The organism is Aestuariivita boseongensis (assembly GCF_001262635.1).
In the GTDB taxonomy this organism is placed as follows: domain Bacteria; phylum Pseudomonadota; class Alphaproteobacteria; order Rhodobacterales; family Rhodobacteraceae; genus Aestuariivita; species Aestuariivita boseongensis.
The window spans coordinates 1-15895 of the sequence record NZ_JXYH01000017.1; the positions used below are offsets into that span (position 1 = coordinate 1).

At 60.6% G+C, this 15895-nt stretch carries 13 protein-coding genes and 1 tRNA gene; 9 read left to right on the top strand and 5 right to left on the bottom strand.

The features are described from left to right. Positions 1-16 precede the first annotated feature (16 nt). A complete protein-coding gene (locus TR61_RS08750; protein ID WP_050929602.1) occupies positions 17-700 on the bottom strand; it encodes a DUF6538 domain-containing protein in 684 nt (227 codons plus the stop codon). A gap of 81 nt (positions 701-781) precedes the next feature. Beyond that, a tRNA-Leu gene (locus TR61_RS08755) sits at positions 782-868 on the bottom strand. Between the two features lie 181 nt (positions 869-1049). Here TR61_RS08755 and TR61_RS08760 point away from each other — a divergent pair. Further along, positions 1050-2030 (top strand): complex I NDUFA9 subunit family protein, encoded by a 981-nt coding sequence (locus tag TR61_RS08760; RefSeq protein ID WP_050929603.1) that lies wholly within the window; start codon positions 1050-1052, stop codon positions 2028-2030. Here the strand turns inward: TR61_RS08760 and TR61_RS08765 are convergent, their stop codons facing one another. Further along, positions 2031-2834 carry an undecaprenyl-diphosphate phosphatase gene (locus tag TR61_RS08765; protein ID WP_050929604.1) on the bottom strand — a complete coding sequence of 268 codons (804 nt, stop codon included), beginning with the start codon at positions 2832-2834 and terminating at the stop codon, positions 2031-2033. Positions 2835-3080: 246 nt separating this feature from the next. Between TR61_RS08765 and TR61_RS08770 the strand changes: the two genes are divergently transcribed. From TR61_RS08770 to gltB, 3 genes are all read left to right on the top strand, one after another. Beyond that, positions 3081-4538 (top strand): NAD(P)-dependent oxidoreductase, encoded by a 1458-nt coding sequence (locus TR61_RS08770; RefSeq protein ID WP_172676955.1) that lies wholly within the window; start codon positions 3081-3083, stop codon positions 4536-4538. A 134-nt stretch (positions 4539-4672) separates the two neighbouring features. Beyond that, positions 4673-5116, top strand: coding sequence for a GFA family protein (locus TR61_RS08775; protein WP_050929606.1), 444 nt, complete (start codon positions 4673-4675; stop codon positions 5114-5116). Then, positions 5113-9645, top strand: a complete 4533-nt coding sequence (gltB, locus tag TR61_RS08780; RefSeq protein WP_050929607.1) for a glutamate synthase large subunit — start codon at positions 5113-5115, stop codon at positions 9643-9645. Before TR61_RS08775 ends, gltB begins: the two co-directional genes overlap by 4 nt. Before the next feature lie 63 nt (positions 9646-9708). On the opposite strand, the gene TR61_RS08785 is transcribed toward gltB, so the two are convergent. Both TR61_RS08785 and TR61_RS08790 read right to left on the bottom strand, forming a co-directional pair. Continuing rightward, on the bottom strand, positions 9709-10155 hold the full coding sequence (locus tag TR61_RS08785) for a pyridoxamine 5'-phosphate oxidase family protein (protein ID WP_050929608.1): 447 nt from the start codon (positions 10153-10155) through the stop codon (positions 9709-9711). Further along, the gene (locus tag TR61_RS08790; RefSeq protein ID WP_050929609.1) at positions 10156-10671 is read right to left on the bottom strand and encodes a hydrolase; all 516 of its coding nucleotides are present in this window, start codon (positions 10669-10671) and stop codon (positions 10156-10158) included. It lies immediately after the preceding gene. A gap of 115 nt (positions 10672-10786) precedes the next feature. Between TR61_RS08790 and mtgA the strand changes: the two genes are divergently transcribed. The 5 genes from mtgA to TR61_RS19640 all read left to right on the top strand — a co-directional run bounded on the left by mtgA (position 10787) and on the right by TR61_RS19640 (position 15879). Next, positions 10787-11554 (top strand): monofunctional biosynthetic peptidoglycan transglycosylase, encoded by a 768-nt coding sequence (gene mtgA, locus TR61_RS08795; RefSeq protein ID WP_050929610.1) that lies wholly within the window; start codon positions 10787-10789, stop codon positions 11552-11554. A gap of 56 nt (positions 11555-11610) precedes the next feature. Further along, positions 11611-12276, top strand: a complete 666-nt coding sequence (fzlA, locus tag TR61_RS08800) for an FtsZ-binding protein FzlA (protein WP_050929611.1) — start codon at positions 11611-11613, stop codon at positions 12274-12276. Between the two features lie 54 nt (positions 12277-12330). Next, positions 12331-13374 (top strand): tRNA epoxyqueuosine(34) reductase QueG, encoded by a 1044-nt coding sequence (queG, locus tag TR61_RS08805; RefSeq protein WP_050929612.1) that lies wholly within the window; start codon positions 12331-12333, stop codon positions 13372-13374. 48 nt (positions 13375-13422) lie between these two features. Beyond that, positions 13423-15426 carry a hydantoinase/oxoprolinase N-terminal domain-containing protein gene (locus tag TR61_RS08810; protein WP_050929613.1) on the top strand — a complete coding sequence of 668 codons (2004 nt, stop codon included), beginning with the start codon at positions 13423-13425 and terminating at the stop codon, positions 15424-15426. Positions 15427-15675: 249 nt separating this feature from the next. Next, positions 15676-15879, top strand: a complete 204-nt coding sequence (locus TR61_RS19640) for a YegP family protein (RefSeq protein ID WP_245626854.1) — start codon at positions 15676-15678, stop codon at positions 15877-15879. The last annotated feature ends 16 nt before the right edge of the window (positions 15880-15895 follow it).

Sequence of the window (15895 nt, forward strand, 5' to 3'; positions counted from 1 at the left end):
GTTCAGTTGGGGAGGCTCAGCCATGCAATCGATTGATGAACTCATTCGCATCCTGGCGGCTGTACTGATCTATTGGCCGGTCTCCAAACCACTCAATGAACTGGTTCACGACTCGAATGCGATATTTACCAGCTGTTGTCGCCGGGTCCTCCTGACGTCGGCTTTGAAAATCTGAAAGGGCCTCCGACAGAAACACAGGCCGTTTGGTGCCGTACAGCAAGTCTCCAGCGGCACGATGAACAGGTGGTAGGTAGTCTTCCCAAGGTGTCCGGTCTTGTCGCGCCTCGAATTCATCAGAAGGCGCACCATACATCACCGCTGTTTCATGCAGGTGATCTGCGAAGAATTCCAAAGCGATTTCCAAGCCTTTGCGATTGCCGTCACCCGGTTTCAGATGGTTAGCGCGGAGCAATTCCTCTGCAGCCTTGAGTTGCTCAGGACTGTACTCAAGACTTCCTGCTCGGCTCGCCTTCCACAGCGCGTCCTGTTGGATGGCATGGCGATTGGCTTGGCGTACGGCTTCGTTCTTGTCCTTCGTCTTCAGCGAGAACATCAGCATCCCGGTCTTCTTGTCAGGATACAACCTGCGCACATCGTCAGGGATACGACGGCGGAAGTAATACACACCGCCAGGTTTTTTCTGGTGGAGGTACTTAGCCAAGAGCGTGAAGGCTCCAAGTTCGAGGACCACAATGGACATGTGTGCTACCCTTTGTGTCACCTCTACAGCAACAGGACAGCGTGTAAGTCATTGATCTTGTTCGAAAACTTGATTGAGACTTGGTGCCCAGGAGAGGACTCGAACCTCCACGTCCATACGGACACTAGCACCTGAAGCTAGCGCGTCTACCAATTCCGCCACCTGGGCAGGTGTCGTGAGCCGTGCGTTTAAGCCCAGCGGCGGGGGGTGTCAAATGGATTCTTGGCCGTTTTTTCACATGGCTTGAAAAGGCACGCACAGAACACGGCGCGCGGCGTTTTTGCGCCTTGTTCCATGGGCGCTGCATCGCTAGACCTGACAGGAACTGAACGGCGACGAGGGTCTGGTCATGTCTAAACTGGTCACGATTTACGGCGGGTCCGGATTTGTCGGACGTTACATTGCGCGGCGGATGGCCAAGGAAGGCTGGCGCGTGCGTGTTGCCGTTCGCAACCCGAACGAGGCGATTTTCGTCAAACCCTATGGCGTCGTTGGTCAGGTTGAGCCTGTTTTCTGCAATATCCGGGATGATGCATCGGTCGCTGCCGTCATGCAGGGCGCGGATGCGGTTGTGAATTGCGTGGGCATTCTGGCGCCGCAGGGCAAAAACACCTTTGACGCGGTTCAGGCCGAAGCGCCGGGCCGGATTGCCCGCATCGCCGCGCAGCACGGAATCACCCGGATGGTTCATGTTTCGGCCATCGGGGCGGACAAGGGATCGCAAAGCGCCTACTCGCGTACCAAGGCTGAAGGCGAAGAGGCGGTTCTGGAGCATATGCCCGGTGCCGTGATCCTGCGCCCGTCGATCGTGTTCGGGCCCGAGGACCAGTTCTTCAACCGTTTTGCTTCGATGTCGCGGCTGGGTCCGATCCTGCCGGTTGTCGGGGCAGAGACGAAGTTTCAGCCGGTCTATGTGGATGACGTGGCTCAGGCCGCCGTCATGGGCGTTCTGGGCCAGGCCGAGGCCGGGATTTACGAACTGGGTGGGCCTGATGTGAACACCTTCCGCGAATTGATGAAAGAGATGCTGCAGGTTATTCGCCGCCGCCGGATGGTGGTGAACATCCCCTTCTGGATCGCGCGCATCATGGGCGGTGTATTTGACGTGGTGAACAAGATCTCTCTGGGTCTGATCCCTGCGCAGATCACTCTGGATCAGGTGCGTAACCTGGCCAAGGACAACGTGGTGTCGCCGGGCGCCAGAGGCTTTGCCGACCTGGGTATTCATCCCACGGCGCTGGAAGCGGTTCTGCCGGAATATCTGTGGCGGTTCCGTCCTTCGGGGCAGTATGACGCGATCAAGGAAAGCGCCAAGAACCTGCGGGCCTGATCAGCTGTAGGCGACGACCAGCAGGATCAGCCCCAGCACCACGCGGTAGATCACGTAAGGCGTGAAGCTGACCGTGCGCAGCAGGCGCATCATGATCCCCAAGGCAAGCAGGGCCGCGACAAAGGCGAACGCGGCGGCGATAGCCCCGTCGCGCGCGGCGGCCATATCGGCATGGATCGCGACATCCGCCCCCAGCACTACGCCCGATGCCAGGATTGTCGGGATCGACATCAGCATTGCCAGTTTTGCCGAGTCATGGCGGGCATAGCCCAGCTGCCGCGCCGCGCTGATCGTAATGCCTGACCGCGATGTGCCGGGGATCAGCGCCACGGCCTGCCAGAGGCCCATGATGGCGGCGTGCTTGATGCTCCAGCGGTTGGCGGTGCGCTCCTGTTTGCCGGTCTGGTCGGCCCAGTAGAGGTAGATGCCGAAAATCAGCATCGTCCACCCGATGACGGCAGTGGATCGCAGCGCATCGTTCAGCCCGGTCAGGTGAAGCAAGAGGCCCAGAAGAACCACTGGCACGGTCGCAATCGCAAGGCACAGGGCCAGGAACGCGCCGGGGGTGTCGACCTTGCCACGCAGCAGGCGGGCGGTGCCGGCAAGGGCCACTTTGACATCTGCCCAGAAGAACAGGATCACCGCCAAAAGCGTGCCCACATGCACTGCGACGTCGATCACGACGCCCTGATCTTCAAGCCCGGTAAGGTTGGGTAAAAGAATCAGGTGACCCGAGGAAGAGACCGGCAGAAATTCGGTCACGCCCTGTATGACGGCGATAAGGATCAACTGAAACAGGGGCATGAACGTGTCGAATCGCCGGAACAGTGAGAGGGTGCTCCCGGTATAAGTGCCCGGTTTCGAAAGGAAAGACAGTATTTAGGTCCGGAGTGATACCTAAATTTACTGCATTGCAGCATAAGCAGTAGCTGGATTTGGCCGAAAATCGTAATTTAGGTCAGTACAATTGACTTTTATATTGCGCAGACTTCCTCTAAACAGCGGCGACGCGCGTTGGGCGTGGATTTTCTTTGGATTGGGAGTGGGCTCGTGGCCAAGCAACCTATGCTGAAATTCGTGACGGTTGAGCGGGATATGCCTGAGAAGCGGGACGCGTCTTCGCGCAAAGAGGATTTCCACGAGATTTATGCAGAGTACGCAGACGCCAAGGCCAAGGAACAGGCCGCGCGCTGCAGCCAATGCGGCGTGCCCTATTGCCAGTCGCATTGCCCGCTGCATAACAACATTCCCGACTGGCTGCGCCTGACCGCCGAAGGCCGTCTGAAGGAGGCCTATGAAATCAGCCAGGCCACCAACACCTTCCCCGAGATCTGTGGCCGCATCTGCCCGCAGGATCGTCTGTGCGAAGGCAATTGCGTGATCGAACAATCCGGCCACGGCACCGTCACCATCGGGTCGGTGGAAAAATACATCACCGACACCGCCTGGGAAGAAGGCTGGGTGCTGCCTGCGGCACCCGCCCGGGAACGGACCGAAAGCGTCGGCATTATTGGTGCGGGCCCTGGCGGTCTCGCGGCCGCCGATGTGCTGCGCCGGGCCGGCGTGCAGGTCACCGTCTATGACCGCTATGACCGGGGCGGCGGGTTGATGACCTATGGCATTCCCGGTTTCAAACTGGAAAAAGACGTTGTCATGCGCCGGATGGAGCAGTTGGAGCAGGGCGGCGTCGTGTTTGAGTTGAACTGCGACGTGGACGCCGACGTGTTCGCCACGATCCGGGCCGAGCATGATGCGGTGATCATCGCCACCGGGGTCTATAAATCACGGGATCTGGACCTGCATGGCGCAGATGCCGATGGCGTGGAAAAGGCGATCGAATACCTGACCGCCAGCAACCGCAAAAGCTTTGGCGACGCGGTGCCGGAATTCGACGGCGGCCGCCTGAACGCTGAAGGTAAGCGCGTGGTTGTCATCGGTGGTGGGGATACCGCGATGGACTGTGTGCGCACGGCGATCCGTCAGGGCGCGGAAAGCGTGAAGTGCCTCTATCGTCGCGACCGGGCGAATATGCCGGGGTCGCAGCGCGAGGTCGCCAATGCCGAGGAAGAGGGCGTGATCTTTGAATGGCTGAGCGCGCCGAGTGGCTTTGTGACCGAGCTGAGCGATGCTGCCGAGGGTGCTGCCAAAGTGACCGGTGTGAAGGTACAGAAAATGCGCCTGGGCGCGCCGGATGCCACGGGCCGTCAGGCGCCTGAGCTGATCGAAGGATCGGAATACGTGGAAGAAGCCGATCTGGTGATCAAGGCGCTGGGCTTCGAACCCGAAGACCTGCCGCAGATGTTTGGCGAGCCTGAGCTGACCGTGACCCGCTGGGGCACCATCAAGGCCGAATTCACCACCGGCAAGACCGCGCTGCCCGGCGTGTATGCCGTGGGTGATATCGTGCGCGGTGCGTCGCTGGTTGTGTGGGCCATTCGCGACGGGCGTGACTGTGCCGACGCGATCCTGACGGACCTGGGTGTGACCACAGCCATCGCGGCGGAGTGAGCGAAAAACAGGTGTACGACATATGTGCACAACCTGTGCACAGCGCGCGCACCTAGAACACATACGGACCGGGTGACCCGGCAGACGCATAAGTCAGCCAGGCTGCCCTAAACGAACAACGGACGATTAACGAAGTGACCCAAGCGGACGGCAATCAGATCACTGGCCAGTGCCTGTGCGGCGCGGTTCAGGTTTCGGCCCGGCTGGGCCTGCCCCATCTGCGGGCCTGTCATTGCGACATGTGTCGCCGGCATACAGGGTCAATGTTTATGTCCATTCAGGCTGAACAGGGATCGGTTCAGGCGACCGGCCCGGTAAAGAGATTCGTATCCTCGGAATGGGCGGCGCGGTGCTTCTGCGAAACATGTGGCAGCACCCTTTGGTACGAGATTCCCGAAGCCAACGAGATCAATCTGGCGGCTGGCCTTTTTCCCGATGCAGCAGGTCAGACACTGAGTATGGAATTTTTCATCGACCGGAAACCGCAGGGCTATGCCCTGACCGGCGATCACACACGCCTGACAGCGGACGAGACAATCGCGCTGTTTGCCCCCTCGGATGAAGGAGAAAGCCAATGACGAAGTTTGACGCAAGCTGGGCCGCTGCCGAGGAAGCCAAGCGCAAATGGATGGCTGAAAACGGGATGTATTCCGAGGCGGAAGAGCATTCTTCCTGCGGTGTGGGCCTTGTTGTGTCCATCGACGGAAAGAAAAGCCGCAAGGTGGTAGAAAACGGCATTCAGGCGCTGAAGGCGGTCTGGCACCGGGGTGCGGTGGATGCCGACGGCAAGACCGGTGACGGCGCGGGCATTCACGTGCAGATCCCGGTCAATTTCTTCTATGACCAGATCGAACGCACGGGCCACAAGCCCAAGAAGGATCGTCTGATCGCCGTGGGTCAGGTGTTTCTGCCGCGCACGAATTTCGGGGCGCAGGAAACCTGCCGGACCATCGTGGAAACCGAAGTGCTGCGCATGGGTCATTACATCTATGGCTGGCGGCATGTGCCGGTGAATGTCGACGTGCTGGGCGACAAGGCCAACGCGACCCGTCCCGAGATCGAACAGATCCTGATTTCAAACTCGAAAGACATCGGCGAGGAGGAGTTCGAGCGCGAGCTTTACGTGATCCGTCGCCGCATCGAAAAGGCTGCGGCTGCAGCGGGTGTTGCGGGCCTTTACATCGCGTCGCTGTCGTGCCGGTCGATCATCTATAAAGGCATGATGCTGGCCGAACAGGTGGGCGAATTTTACCCCGACCTGATGGACGAGCGGTTCGAGAGCGCCTTTGCGATCTATCACCAGCGCTATTCGACCAACACCTTCCCGCAATGGTGGCTGGCGCAGCCCTTCCGGATGCTTGCGCATAACGGTGAGATCAACACGCTGAAGGGCAACGTCAACTGGATGAAAAGCCATGAGATCCGCATGGCATCGGGCACCTTTGGCGACATGGCGGACGACATCAAGCCGATCATCCCCGGCGGTGCGTCGGATTCGGCGGCTCTGGATGCGGTGTTCGAGGTGCTGGTGCGCGCGGGCCGGAATGCGCCCATGGCCAAGACGATGCTGGTGCCGGAATCGTGGTCGAAACAGGCGGTGGAACTGCCGCAGGCCTGGCGGGACATGTATTCCTATTGCAACTCGGTGATGGAGCCGTGGGACGGCCCCGCCGCATTGGCGATGACCGATGGGCGGTGGGTCTGTGCTGGTCTGGACCGGAACGGGTTGCGGCCCATGCGCTATGTCGTGACCGGTGACGGGCTGCTGATCGCCGGGTCCGAGGCCGGGATGGTGCCCGTGAACGAGGCCGTGGTGCGGGAAAAAGGCGCGCTGGGTCCGGGGCAGATGATTGCCGTGGACATGGAGCAAGGGAACCTGTTCCACGATGTGGAGATCAAGGACAAGCTGGCCGCCGCGCAGCCCTTTGGCGAGTGGGTCGAGAAGATCAACGAGATGGACGAAGAACTGTCCAGCGTCGATGAAAAGCCGATCTTCTCGGGCGCGGAACTGCGCAAGCGGCAGATCGCAGCCGGATACACCATCGAAGAGCTTGAGCAGATCCTGGCGCCGATGGCAGAGGATGCGAAGGAAACGTTGGCCTCGATGGGCGATGACACGCCGTCGGCGGTGCTGTCGAAGATGTATCGCCCGCTGAGCCATTTCTTCCGGCAGAACTTCAGCCAGGTGACGAACCCGCCGATCGACAGTTTGCGCGAATACCGCGTGATGAGTCTGAAAACACGGTTCGGCAACCTGAAGAACGTGCTGGACGAGGACAGCTCGCAGACCGAGATCATCGTGGTTGACAGCCCCTTTGTGGGCAACGCGCAGTGGGACAAGCTGGTCGAGGCGTTCAACGCACCGCTGGTGGAAATCGACTGTACCTTCAAGCCGGGCGAAGGCGCGCTGCGTGATGAGCTGCAGCGCATCCGGTCGGAAGCTGAAGACGCAGTGCGGTCGGGTGCCGGGCATATCCTGCTGACCGATCAGCATTCGGGGCCCGACAAGGTGGCGATGCCGATGATCCTGGCGACATCGGCGGTGCACAGCCATCTGACGCGCAAGGGTCTGCGGACCTTCTGTTCGCTGAACGTGCGGTCGGCGGAATGTATCGATCCGCATTACTTTGCCGTTCTGATCGGCTGTGGTGCGACCGTGGTGAACGCTTATCTGGCCGAGGATTCGCTGGCGGATCGGATCGAACGGGGCCTGCTAGACATGTCCCTGACCGAGGCGGTCGCGCGCTATCGCGAGGCGATTGACCAGGGTCTTTTGAAGATCATGGCGAAGATGGGGATTTCGGTTGTCTCGTCCTATCGCGGAGGCCTGAATTTCGAGGCCGTGGGTCTGAGCCGCGCGATGGTGGCAGAGTATTTCCCCGGCATGACCAGCCGGATTTCCGGCATCGGGATCATGGGCATCCAGCGCAAGGCCGAGGAAATCCACGCCAAGGGCTGGACCAGCGGACTGGACGTGCTGCCCATCGGCGGTTTCTACAAAGCGCGGAAATCGGGTGAAACGCATGCCTGGGAAGCCACGTCGATGCATATGATGCAGATGGCGTGCAACAAGGCCTCGTACGAGCTGTGGAAGCAGTATTCGGCCAAGATGCGATCGAACCCGCCGATCCATCTGCGTGACCTTTTGGATATCAAGCCGCTGGGCAAGCCCGTGCCTTTGGAAGAGGTGGAAAGCATCACCGCAATCCGCAAACGGTTTGTCACGCCGGGCATGTCGCTGGGCGCGCTGAGCCCCGAGGCGCACAAGACGCTCAACGTGGCGATGAACCGGATTGGCGCGAAATCGGATTCCGGCGAAGGCGGGGAAGATCCGGCGCATTTCGTGCCCGAGCCCAATGGCGACAACCCGTCGGCGAAGATCAAGCAGGTGGCGTCGGGCCGGTTCGGTGTGACCGCCGAATACCTGAACCATTGTGAAGAGCTTGAGATCAAGGTCGCCCAGGGCGCCAAGCCCGGTGAGGGCGGTCAGTTGCCCGGCATGAAGGTCACCGACCTGATCGCGCGGCTGCGTCACTCGACCAAGGGGGTGACGCTGATCAGCCCGCCGCCGCACCACGATATCTATTCGATCGAGGATCTGGCACAGCTGATCTATGACCTGAAACAGATCAACCCGCGCTGTAAGGTGACGGTGAAGCTGGTGGCCTCAAGCGGTGTTGGCACGATTGCGGCCGGCGTGGCCAAGGCCAAGGCGGATATTATCCTGATTTCCGGCCATAACGGGGGCACGGGTGCCTCGCCTGCGACGTCGATCAAATATGCGGGCCTCCCATGGGAGATGGGCCTGACCGAGGCGCATCAGGTTCTGGCGATGAACAACCTGCGTGACCGCGTGACCCTGCGGACCGATGGCGGCCTGCGCACCGGCCGCGACATCGTCATGGCCGCAATGATGGGGGCCGAGGAATATGGCATCGGAACCGCCGCGCTGATCGCAATGGGTTGCATCATGGTGCGTCAGTGCCAGTCGAACACCTGCCCTGTGGGCGTGTGTACCCAGGACGAAAGCCTGCGCGCCAAGTTCACCGGTACGGCAGACAAGGTGGTAAACCTGATCACCTTCTATGCGCAGGAAGTGCGGGAAATCCTCGCCTCCATCGGGGCGCGGTCGCTGGATGACGTGATCGGACGGGCGGATCTGTTGGCGCAGGTGTCGCGCGGGTCCGCGCATCTGGACGATCTGGACCTGAACCCGATGCTGATCACGGTCGATGGGGCCAAAGACATCGTCTATGACCGTGGCAAGAAGCGCAACAAGGTGCCCCACACTCTGGACGCCGAGATCGTGCGCGACGCGCATCGCTTCCTTGAGGATGGTGAGAAGATGCAGCTGTCTTATGCGGTGCAGAATACGCACCGGACTGTGGGCACGCGCACATCCAGCCACATCGTGCAGAATTTCGGGATGCGCAACGCGCTGCAGCCCGATCACCTGACGGTGAAGCTGCAGGGATCGGCCGGCCAGTCTTTGGGTGCTTTCGCGGCGCCGGGTCTGAAGCTGGAAGTTTCCGGCGATGCCAACGACTATGTCGGCAAGGGCCTGTCGGGGGGCATCATCACGGTGCGTCCGCCGATGGCATCCCCGCTGAAGGCAGATGACAACACGATCATCGGCAACACCGTGCTTTATGGCGCGACGGACGGCTATCTGTTTGCGGCAGGCCGGGCCGGCGAACGGTTTGCCGTGCGGAATTCAGGCGCGAAGGTGGTGGTCGAAGGCTGCGGATCGAACGGCTGTGAATACATGACTGGCGGCGTTGCCGTGATCCTTGGCGATATCGGGGCCAACTTTGGTGCCGGGATGACAGGGGGGATGGCGTATCTATACGATCCGGACGGCAAGGCCGAGATGCTGATGAACATGGAAACGCTGGTGACCTGCCCGGTCACGGTGGATCACTGGGAAAACCAGCTGAAAGGCCTGATCGAACGCCATGCGCAAGAGACGCTAAGCCGGAAGGCCGCCGATATCTTGCAGCATTGGGATATCGAGAAAGCAAACTTCCTGCAGGTCTGCCCGAAAGAGATGCTGGTGCACCTGCCTGCGCCCCTTGGCATCGAAGAAAAGGCCGTGCCAGCAGAATGATGCATAGCTAACGCAAAAAAATCCGGCCTTGGTGAGACCCCAGGGCCGGATTTTTATTTTTCGTCAGGGCGTTACGTTTTCGGTATGACCAAAGCCCTTGGTATAGTCGAGCAGCGATATCGCCACCGGTTCGATACGAAAAAGAGCCGCTTCGCCCGGCATCAATCCTTCCAGCTCGGCGATCTGGGGAAACTTTTCGAGCATCAGCTGACCGACACGTGTTAATTCGTCGGGATCGCTCACACGATGTGCAAACCCGCCCATCGAAATGCCACAAATCGAATCCCAGCTGTCATAGGGGCGATTGATCGTTAGTGAAATCTTGTTGTTGGCGGCGATATTTTTGGCCTTCTGCGAGTCGTCGGACGTGCCGAAATAAATGGTCATTCCGTCACTGACATAGCTGACCGTCGTCGCTTGCGGGAAACCATCGGGCCGGACGGTCGCGATGGTCATATCATCGGTTTCGGTTATGATTTGGGTGATCTGTTTCTTCTGATTGGCGTTCATTTATGCCTCCACGATTCTGGCAAAACCGACGACATAGTTCTTGCCATAGGTTTTCGCGCATTTCGGACAGGTTGTGTAAAAGAAGTAGATGTCTGTTGGTTCCTGTCCCCGGGCGCGAACAAGCTCTTTCATCTTTTCCTCCCAGGCTGGCGCTTCCTTATAGGGGCCCTCGAACACCTTGGTTATGAAATCGCCCGATATCGTCGTCATCTCTTCATCGGGAATGTCGCGCGGGACGGCAAAGAGGTGTTCGGCCTTCCATGCGCTTAGATCGCGGCTCAGAACAAGAATGTCGTCCATGTCATATCCGCCGGAACCTTCGATATGTTGGTGCACCCGGTTAAAGACCTTACCCATATTCAGAGGGACATGCATGGCGCTGCGGGTGGTCGCACGCAGGACGCGCTTGTCCTGAAAATGCAACTCGGCCCCGTCCCAACCTTCGGGGTTAAAACGGGCACAGCATCCTGTGGGATTGTCGCTGTTGTCATAATGCGGAACTTCGTTCGTTTGCATTCCGGCCTCCTTTTGTGGATGGACGCATTTTACCATCGGTGACTTGCCGCGAATTGTGTGATGTCAATCCATGCTGCGGGTTTTCAGAGGTGTCCGGGGAACCTATAGCTGGTGCATGGCAAAACCTGCGGGCAAGAAAAAACCTTCGAAAACCGCGACAAAGCGGAAACCGGCGCGAAAAAAACCCGCGCGGCCCGAGCGTGGCAGGCGCGGGCTTTGGCGCTGGGCGGGGTTTATCCTGCTGCGCGCGACCACTGTGTTTATCCTGCTGGTTTTGGCTTTGGTCCTGCTGTTTTCTGTGATCAACCCGCCCACAACGCACACGATCTGGTCTGAAGGGCGCCGCCTGGGGCAGGTGGATCACGAATGGGTGCCGTTAGACGCGATTGCACCGGTGATGGCGCAATCCGTCGTCGCGGCCGAAGATGCGAATTTCTGCCTGCATTGGGGGTTTGATGTGGCCGCCATTCGCGCCGCGCTGGAGGATGGATCGGGCCGGGGCGGATCGACGATCAGCCAGCAGGTGGTCAAGAATGTCTATCTTTGGCAGGGGCGGTCGTGGATCCGCAAGGCGTTGGAAGCGGCCATCACACCTGCGGTCGAGGCGATTTGGTCCAAGCGGCGGATCATCGAGGTGTATCTGAACGTGGCGGAGTTCGACGAGGGTGTTTTCGGTGTGGAGGCGGCGGCGCGCCATTACTTTGGCGTCGGGCCGGAGGCGTTGAGCGATGTGCAGGCGGCGCGGCTGGCAGCGGTACTGCCCGCGCCCAAGTCGCGGTCGGCTTCGAACCCGTCGCCTTTTGTGCGGCAAAGGGCTGCCGCGATCCGTGACGGTGTGGCCACCATTCGCGCAGATGGACGCGCCGCGTGTTTCGAGGATTGAACATTGCCGCGCGGCGGGGCAATTAGGAGGGGTCCCTTTCGCAGATGATATTGCCCATGGCCCGGTTGTTTCACGTTCCCCTGTCTCCGTTCTGCCGCAAGGTGCGGCTGAGCCTTGCGGAAAAGAAGATCGAGGTGGAACTGGTCGAGGAGCGGTATTGGGAAAAAGACCCCGATTTCCTGCGCCGCAACCCTGCGGGCAAGGTTCCGGTGCTGAAACTGGACGGCAAGATGATGTCGGAAAGCACCCCGATCTGCGAATACATCGAAGAGACGCGGCCCGAGCCTGCCTTGATGCCGAAAGACCCAGACGGACGGCTTGAGGTGCGGCGGCTGGTGACCTGGTTTGACGACAAGTTCCATGCCGAGGTGACGTCGAAGCTGCTTTATGAACGGGTGAACAAGAAGGTCACCAAGCAAGGCTATCCCGACAGCACCAATGTGAAAGCGGGCGCGAAGGCGATCAAGTTTCACCTGGATTACATGGCCTGGCTTCTGGATCACCGCCGGTGGCTGGCGGGCGATGTGATGACCCTGGCCGATTTCGCGGCTGCGGCGCATTTGTCGTCGTTGGATTATATCTCGGACGTGGATTGGAACCGGGCGCCCGTGGTCAAGGACTGGTACGCCAAGATCAAGTCGCGGCCTGCGTTCCGGTCAATTTTGGCTGATCAGGTCTCGGGCTTTCCGCCGCCTGCGCATTATGCCGATTTGGATTTCTGATATTGGGGGGCCAACCCCCCAAACCCCCCGGGGTATTTTCCGCCAGAAAGAAGCATGGACGGGTTGAAAGAGGCTCTGATCGGGCGCGCCCTTGAGGAGGGGTTCGTGATGGCGCGCATCTGCAGGCCCGATGCGGTGCCGGAGGTGCCGGGGCGGCTGCGCGCCTTTCTGGAAGCCGGGTATCACGGGCAGATGGGCTGGATGGAGCGCCGCGTGGAGTGGCGTGGCGATCCGTCAGCGCTGTGGCCCGAGGCACGGTCTGTGCTGATGCTGGCGGAAAGCTATACGCCTGATTGCGACCCGATGGCGCGGCTGGCCTGGCGCGACCGGGGGGTGATTTCGGTCTATGCGCAGAACCGGGATTACCATGATCTGGTGAAAAAGCGGCTCAAGCGTTTGGGGCGCTGGCTGATCGATCAGGCGGGGGGCGAGATCAAGGTCTTTGTCGACACTGCACCCGTACCGGAGAAAGCTTTGGGGCAGGCCGCGGGGCTGGGGTGGCAGGGCAAGCATACCAATCTGGTCAGCCGGGATTGGGGCAATTGGGCCTTTTTAGGGTCTGTTTTTACGACATTGGAGCTGGAGCCGGATGCGGCGGAGGTGGATCATTGCGGATCCTGCCGGGCTTGTCTGGATGTGTGCCCCACCGATGCTTTCCCTGCGCCTTACCGATTGGACGCGCGGCGGTGCATTTCCTATCTGACGATCGAACATCACGGGCCAGTGGAGGAGGAGCTGCGCGCGCTGATGGGCAATCGGATCTATGGCTGTGACGATTGCCTGGCCGTCTGCCCCTGGAATAAGTTCGCTGTTGAGGCAAGCGATATGCGCTATGCCGCGCGACAGGAGCTGGAGGCGCCCCGATTGGCGGACCTAGCGCAATTGGATGACGCTGGATTTCGCGCGATGTTTTCCGGATCGCCCATCAAGCGGATCGGGCGGGACCGGTTTGTGCGCAATGTGCTTTACGCTATCGGAAACTCCGGGGATCCGGCTTTGGTTGGTGCGGCACAGGGGCTTTGCAACGATCCGGATGCCACTGTGGCGGATGCCGCGCGCTGGGCGGTGCGCCGTTTGACGCAAACAGGCGCGACGTGACGCGTCTTTGCCTTACATCACGACAGGCAAGTTAAGGGGAGGCCGCCGATGGCCGTGCTTTTGGGTGTCGATACGGGCGGCACATATACTGATGCGGTTCTGATCCGGGATGAAACGCAGGTTCTGGCCAGCGCCAAGGCGCTGACGACGCGGCATGACCTGGCCGAAGGGATCGGTGCGGCTGTGCGGGCGGTACTTGAGACATCGGGCGTTGCGGGTACGGATATCGGGATGGCGGCGCTGTCGACCACTTTGGCCACCAATGCGCTGGTCGAAGGCCAGGGGGAGCGCGTCGGCCTGATCTTCATTGGTTTCCGGGAGGCGGATCTTGAAAAACACGGGGTGGCCGAGGCGCTGAAAGGCGATCCGGTTTGCGTGTTGTCAGGTGGCCATGATCACAGCGGCGCGCAGGCGCGGGCCTTGGATGAAACAGCGCTTCTGGCCTTTTTAGAGACATATAAGGGCGCGGTTTCGGGGTGGGCCGTGGCTGCACAGTTCGCCACGCGCAACCCGGCGCATGAGCTGCGGGCGGCAGAGCTTATTCATCAGGTCACGGGGGCTCCGGTGACCTGCTCGCACCAGCTCTCGGCGCGGTTGAACGGGCCGAAACGGGCAGTGACGGCGGTGCTGAACGCGCGGCTGATCGGCATGATCGACCGGCTGATCGCGCGGGCGGGGGACAGCCTCCACGCGCAGGGGATCGGCGCGCGGCTGATGGTGGTGCGCGGAGATGGCGCACTCATGTCGGCGGAACAGGCGCGGCAACGGCCGATCGAAACGATCCTGTCTGGGCCTGCCGCATCGATTGTCGGGGCGCGCTGGTTGACCGGAGTGCAGGACGGGCTGGTGTCGGACATAGGCGGGACGACCACCGATGTGGCGGTTTTGCGCAATGGCCGGCCTGCGATTGATCCCGATGGCGCGCGGGTGGGCGGATTTCGCACCATGGTGGAGGCTGTTGCCATGCGCACCACGGGCCTGGGTGGGGACAGTCAGGTGCATGTGGAAACCGAAGGGCTGGCAGGCGGTGTGCGGTTGGGCCCGCGCCGGGTGGTGCCGGTGTGTCTGATCGCGATGGATGCGCCGGATCTGGTGCGCGGCGTGATGGAGCGGCAATTGCGCAGCACCACACCCGGTGAACTGGACGCGCGGTTTGTGCGGCTGGTGCGCGGTGTGTCTCAGGCCGGGCTGGGGGAGCGGGATGCCGCCCTGGTCGCGCGGATCGGTGACGGGGTGTCGGCACTGCAGGATGTATTGCGCACACGGATGGATCATGGCGCGCTGACCCGGCTGGTGGGGCGGGGCGTGGTGCAGGTTGCAGGCGTGACGCCGTCCGATGCGAGCCATGTGCTGGGTCTGGTCGATGCCTGGGATACCGAGGCCGCGCGCATGGCGCTGGATCTGATGGCGCGCAAGCGTGTGGGTACCGGGGAGCGGTTGGCCGATGGCGCGGAACCGCTGGCCCGGATGATCGTGGCGCAGTTGCAGGAACAGACCGCTTTGGCCTTGTTAGAGACTGCTTTTTCCGAAGAATCGGATACGTTTGGCCCGGCTCCGGAGGCCTTGGCGCAGCATGTTCTGATGCAACGTGGATTGGCCCATCACCGGGGCCTTCTGGCGCTGGATGCGGCGCTGAATGTACCGGTTGTGGGATTGGGCGCGTCGGCCCCCACCTATTACCCCGCCGTGGGAGAAAGGCTGGGATCCGAGATGATCCTGCCCGAGCACGCCGGCGTAGCGAATGCCGTAGGTGCCGTTGTGGGCCGTGTGACGGTGCGCAGGGCGGGTACGGTGACCTCACCATCCGAGGGACGGTACCGGGTGCATCTGGACGTACCGGAAGACTTCGGGGACGCGGACGCGGCGCTGACCCGGCTTGAGACGCATTTGCGCGATATCGCGGAAGGTGAGGCGCGTGCCGCAGGAGCTGAGGATATCGAGATCCGTCTGACCCGCGACATCAGGACCGCGCAGGCAGAGGCGCGGGAGGTGTTTGTGCAGGCCGAACTGACGGTCGAAGCCACGGGGCGGCCGAGGGTTGCGGTCGGCTAGGAACGTTGGTCTTACTCTGATATTTCCGGTACCACATTTCGTCTACATGAGGGGACGTTCCACAGCCTATTGTGCAATCCCATACAAAGGATTCGACTCATCGATGCCCTGTGGATAAAATGACAGCACCCAGGGAATCCCCTGGGTGCCCAACCGTAGCTAGAGAGCACGGCCGTGTTGCTAAACACATCTAAGAATCGCATGCGATTGGTGTGATGGTCAAGCTCTCTGCTGCAAAATCTAGAGCACGTGGAAGCTTTCCGCGCAGCAGGAGATATTGATATGTATTTCAAGCTCTACAAAGATGCAGCTTTGATGTGGCGTTGGTCACTGAAAGCCGCAAATCACCAAATCGTTGCAGATTCGGCGGAAGGATATGTCAACAAGGTCGATGCCATTCATGGTATTAATCTTGTCAAAGGCTCATCCAACGCGCCTGTATACGACGGTTAAAAAAAAGGTCATCGGC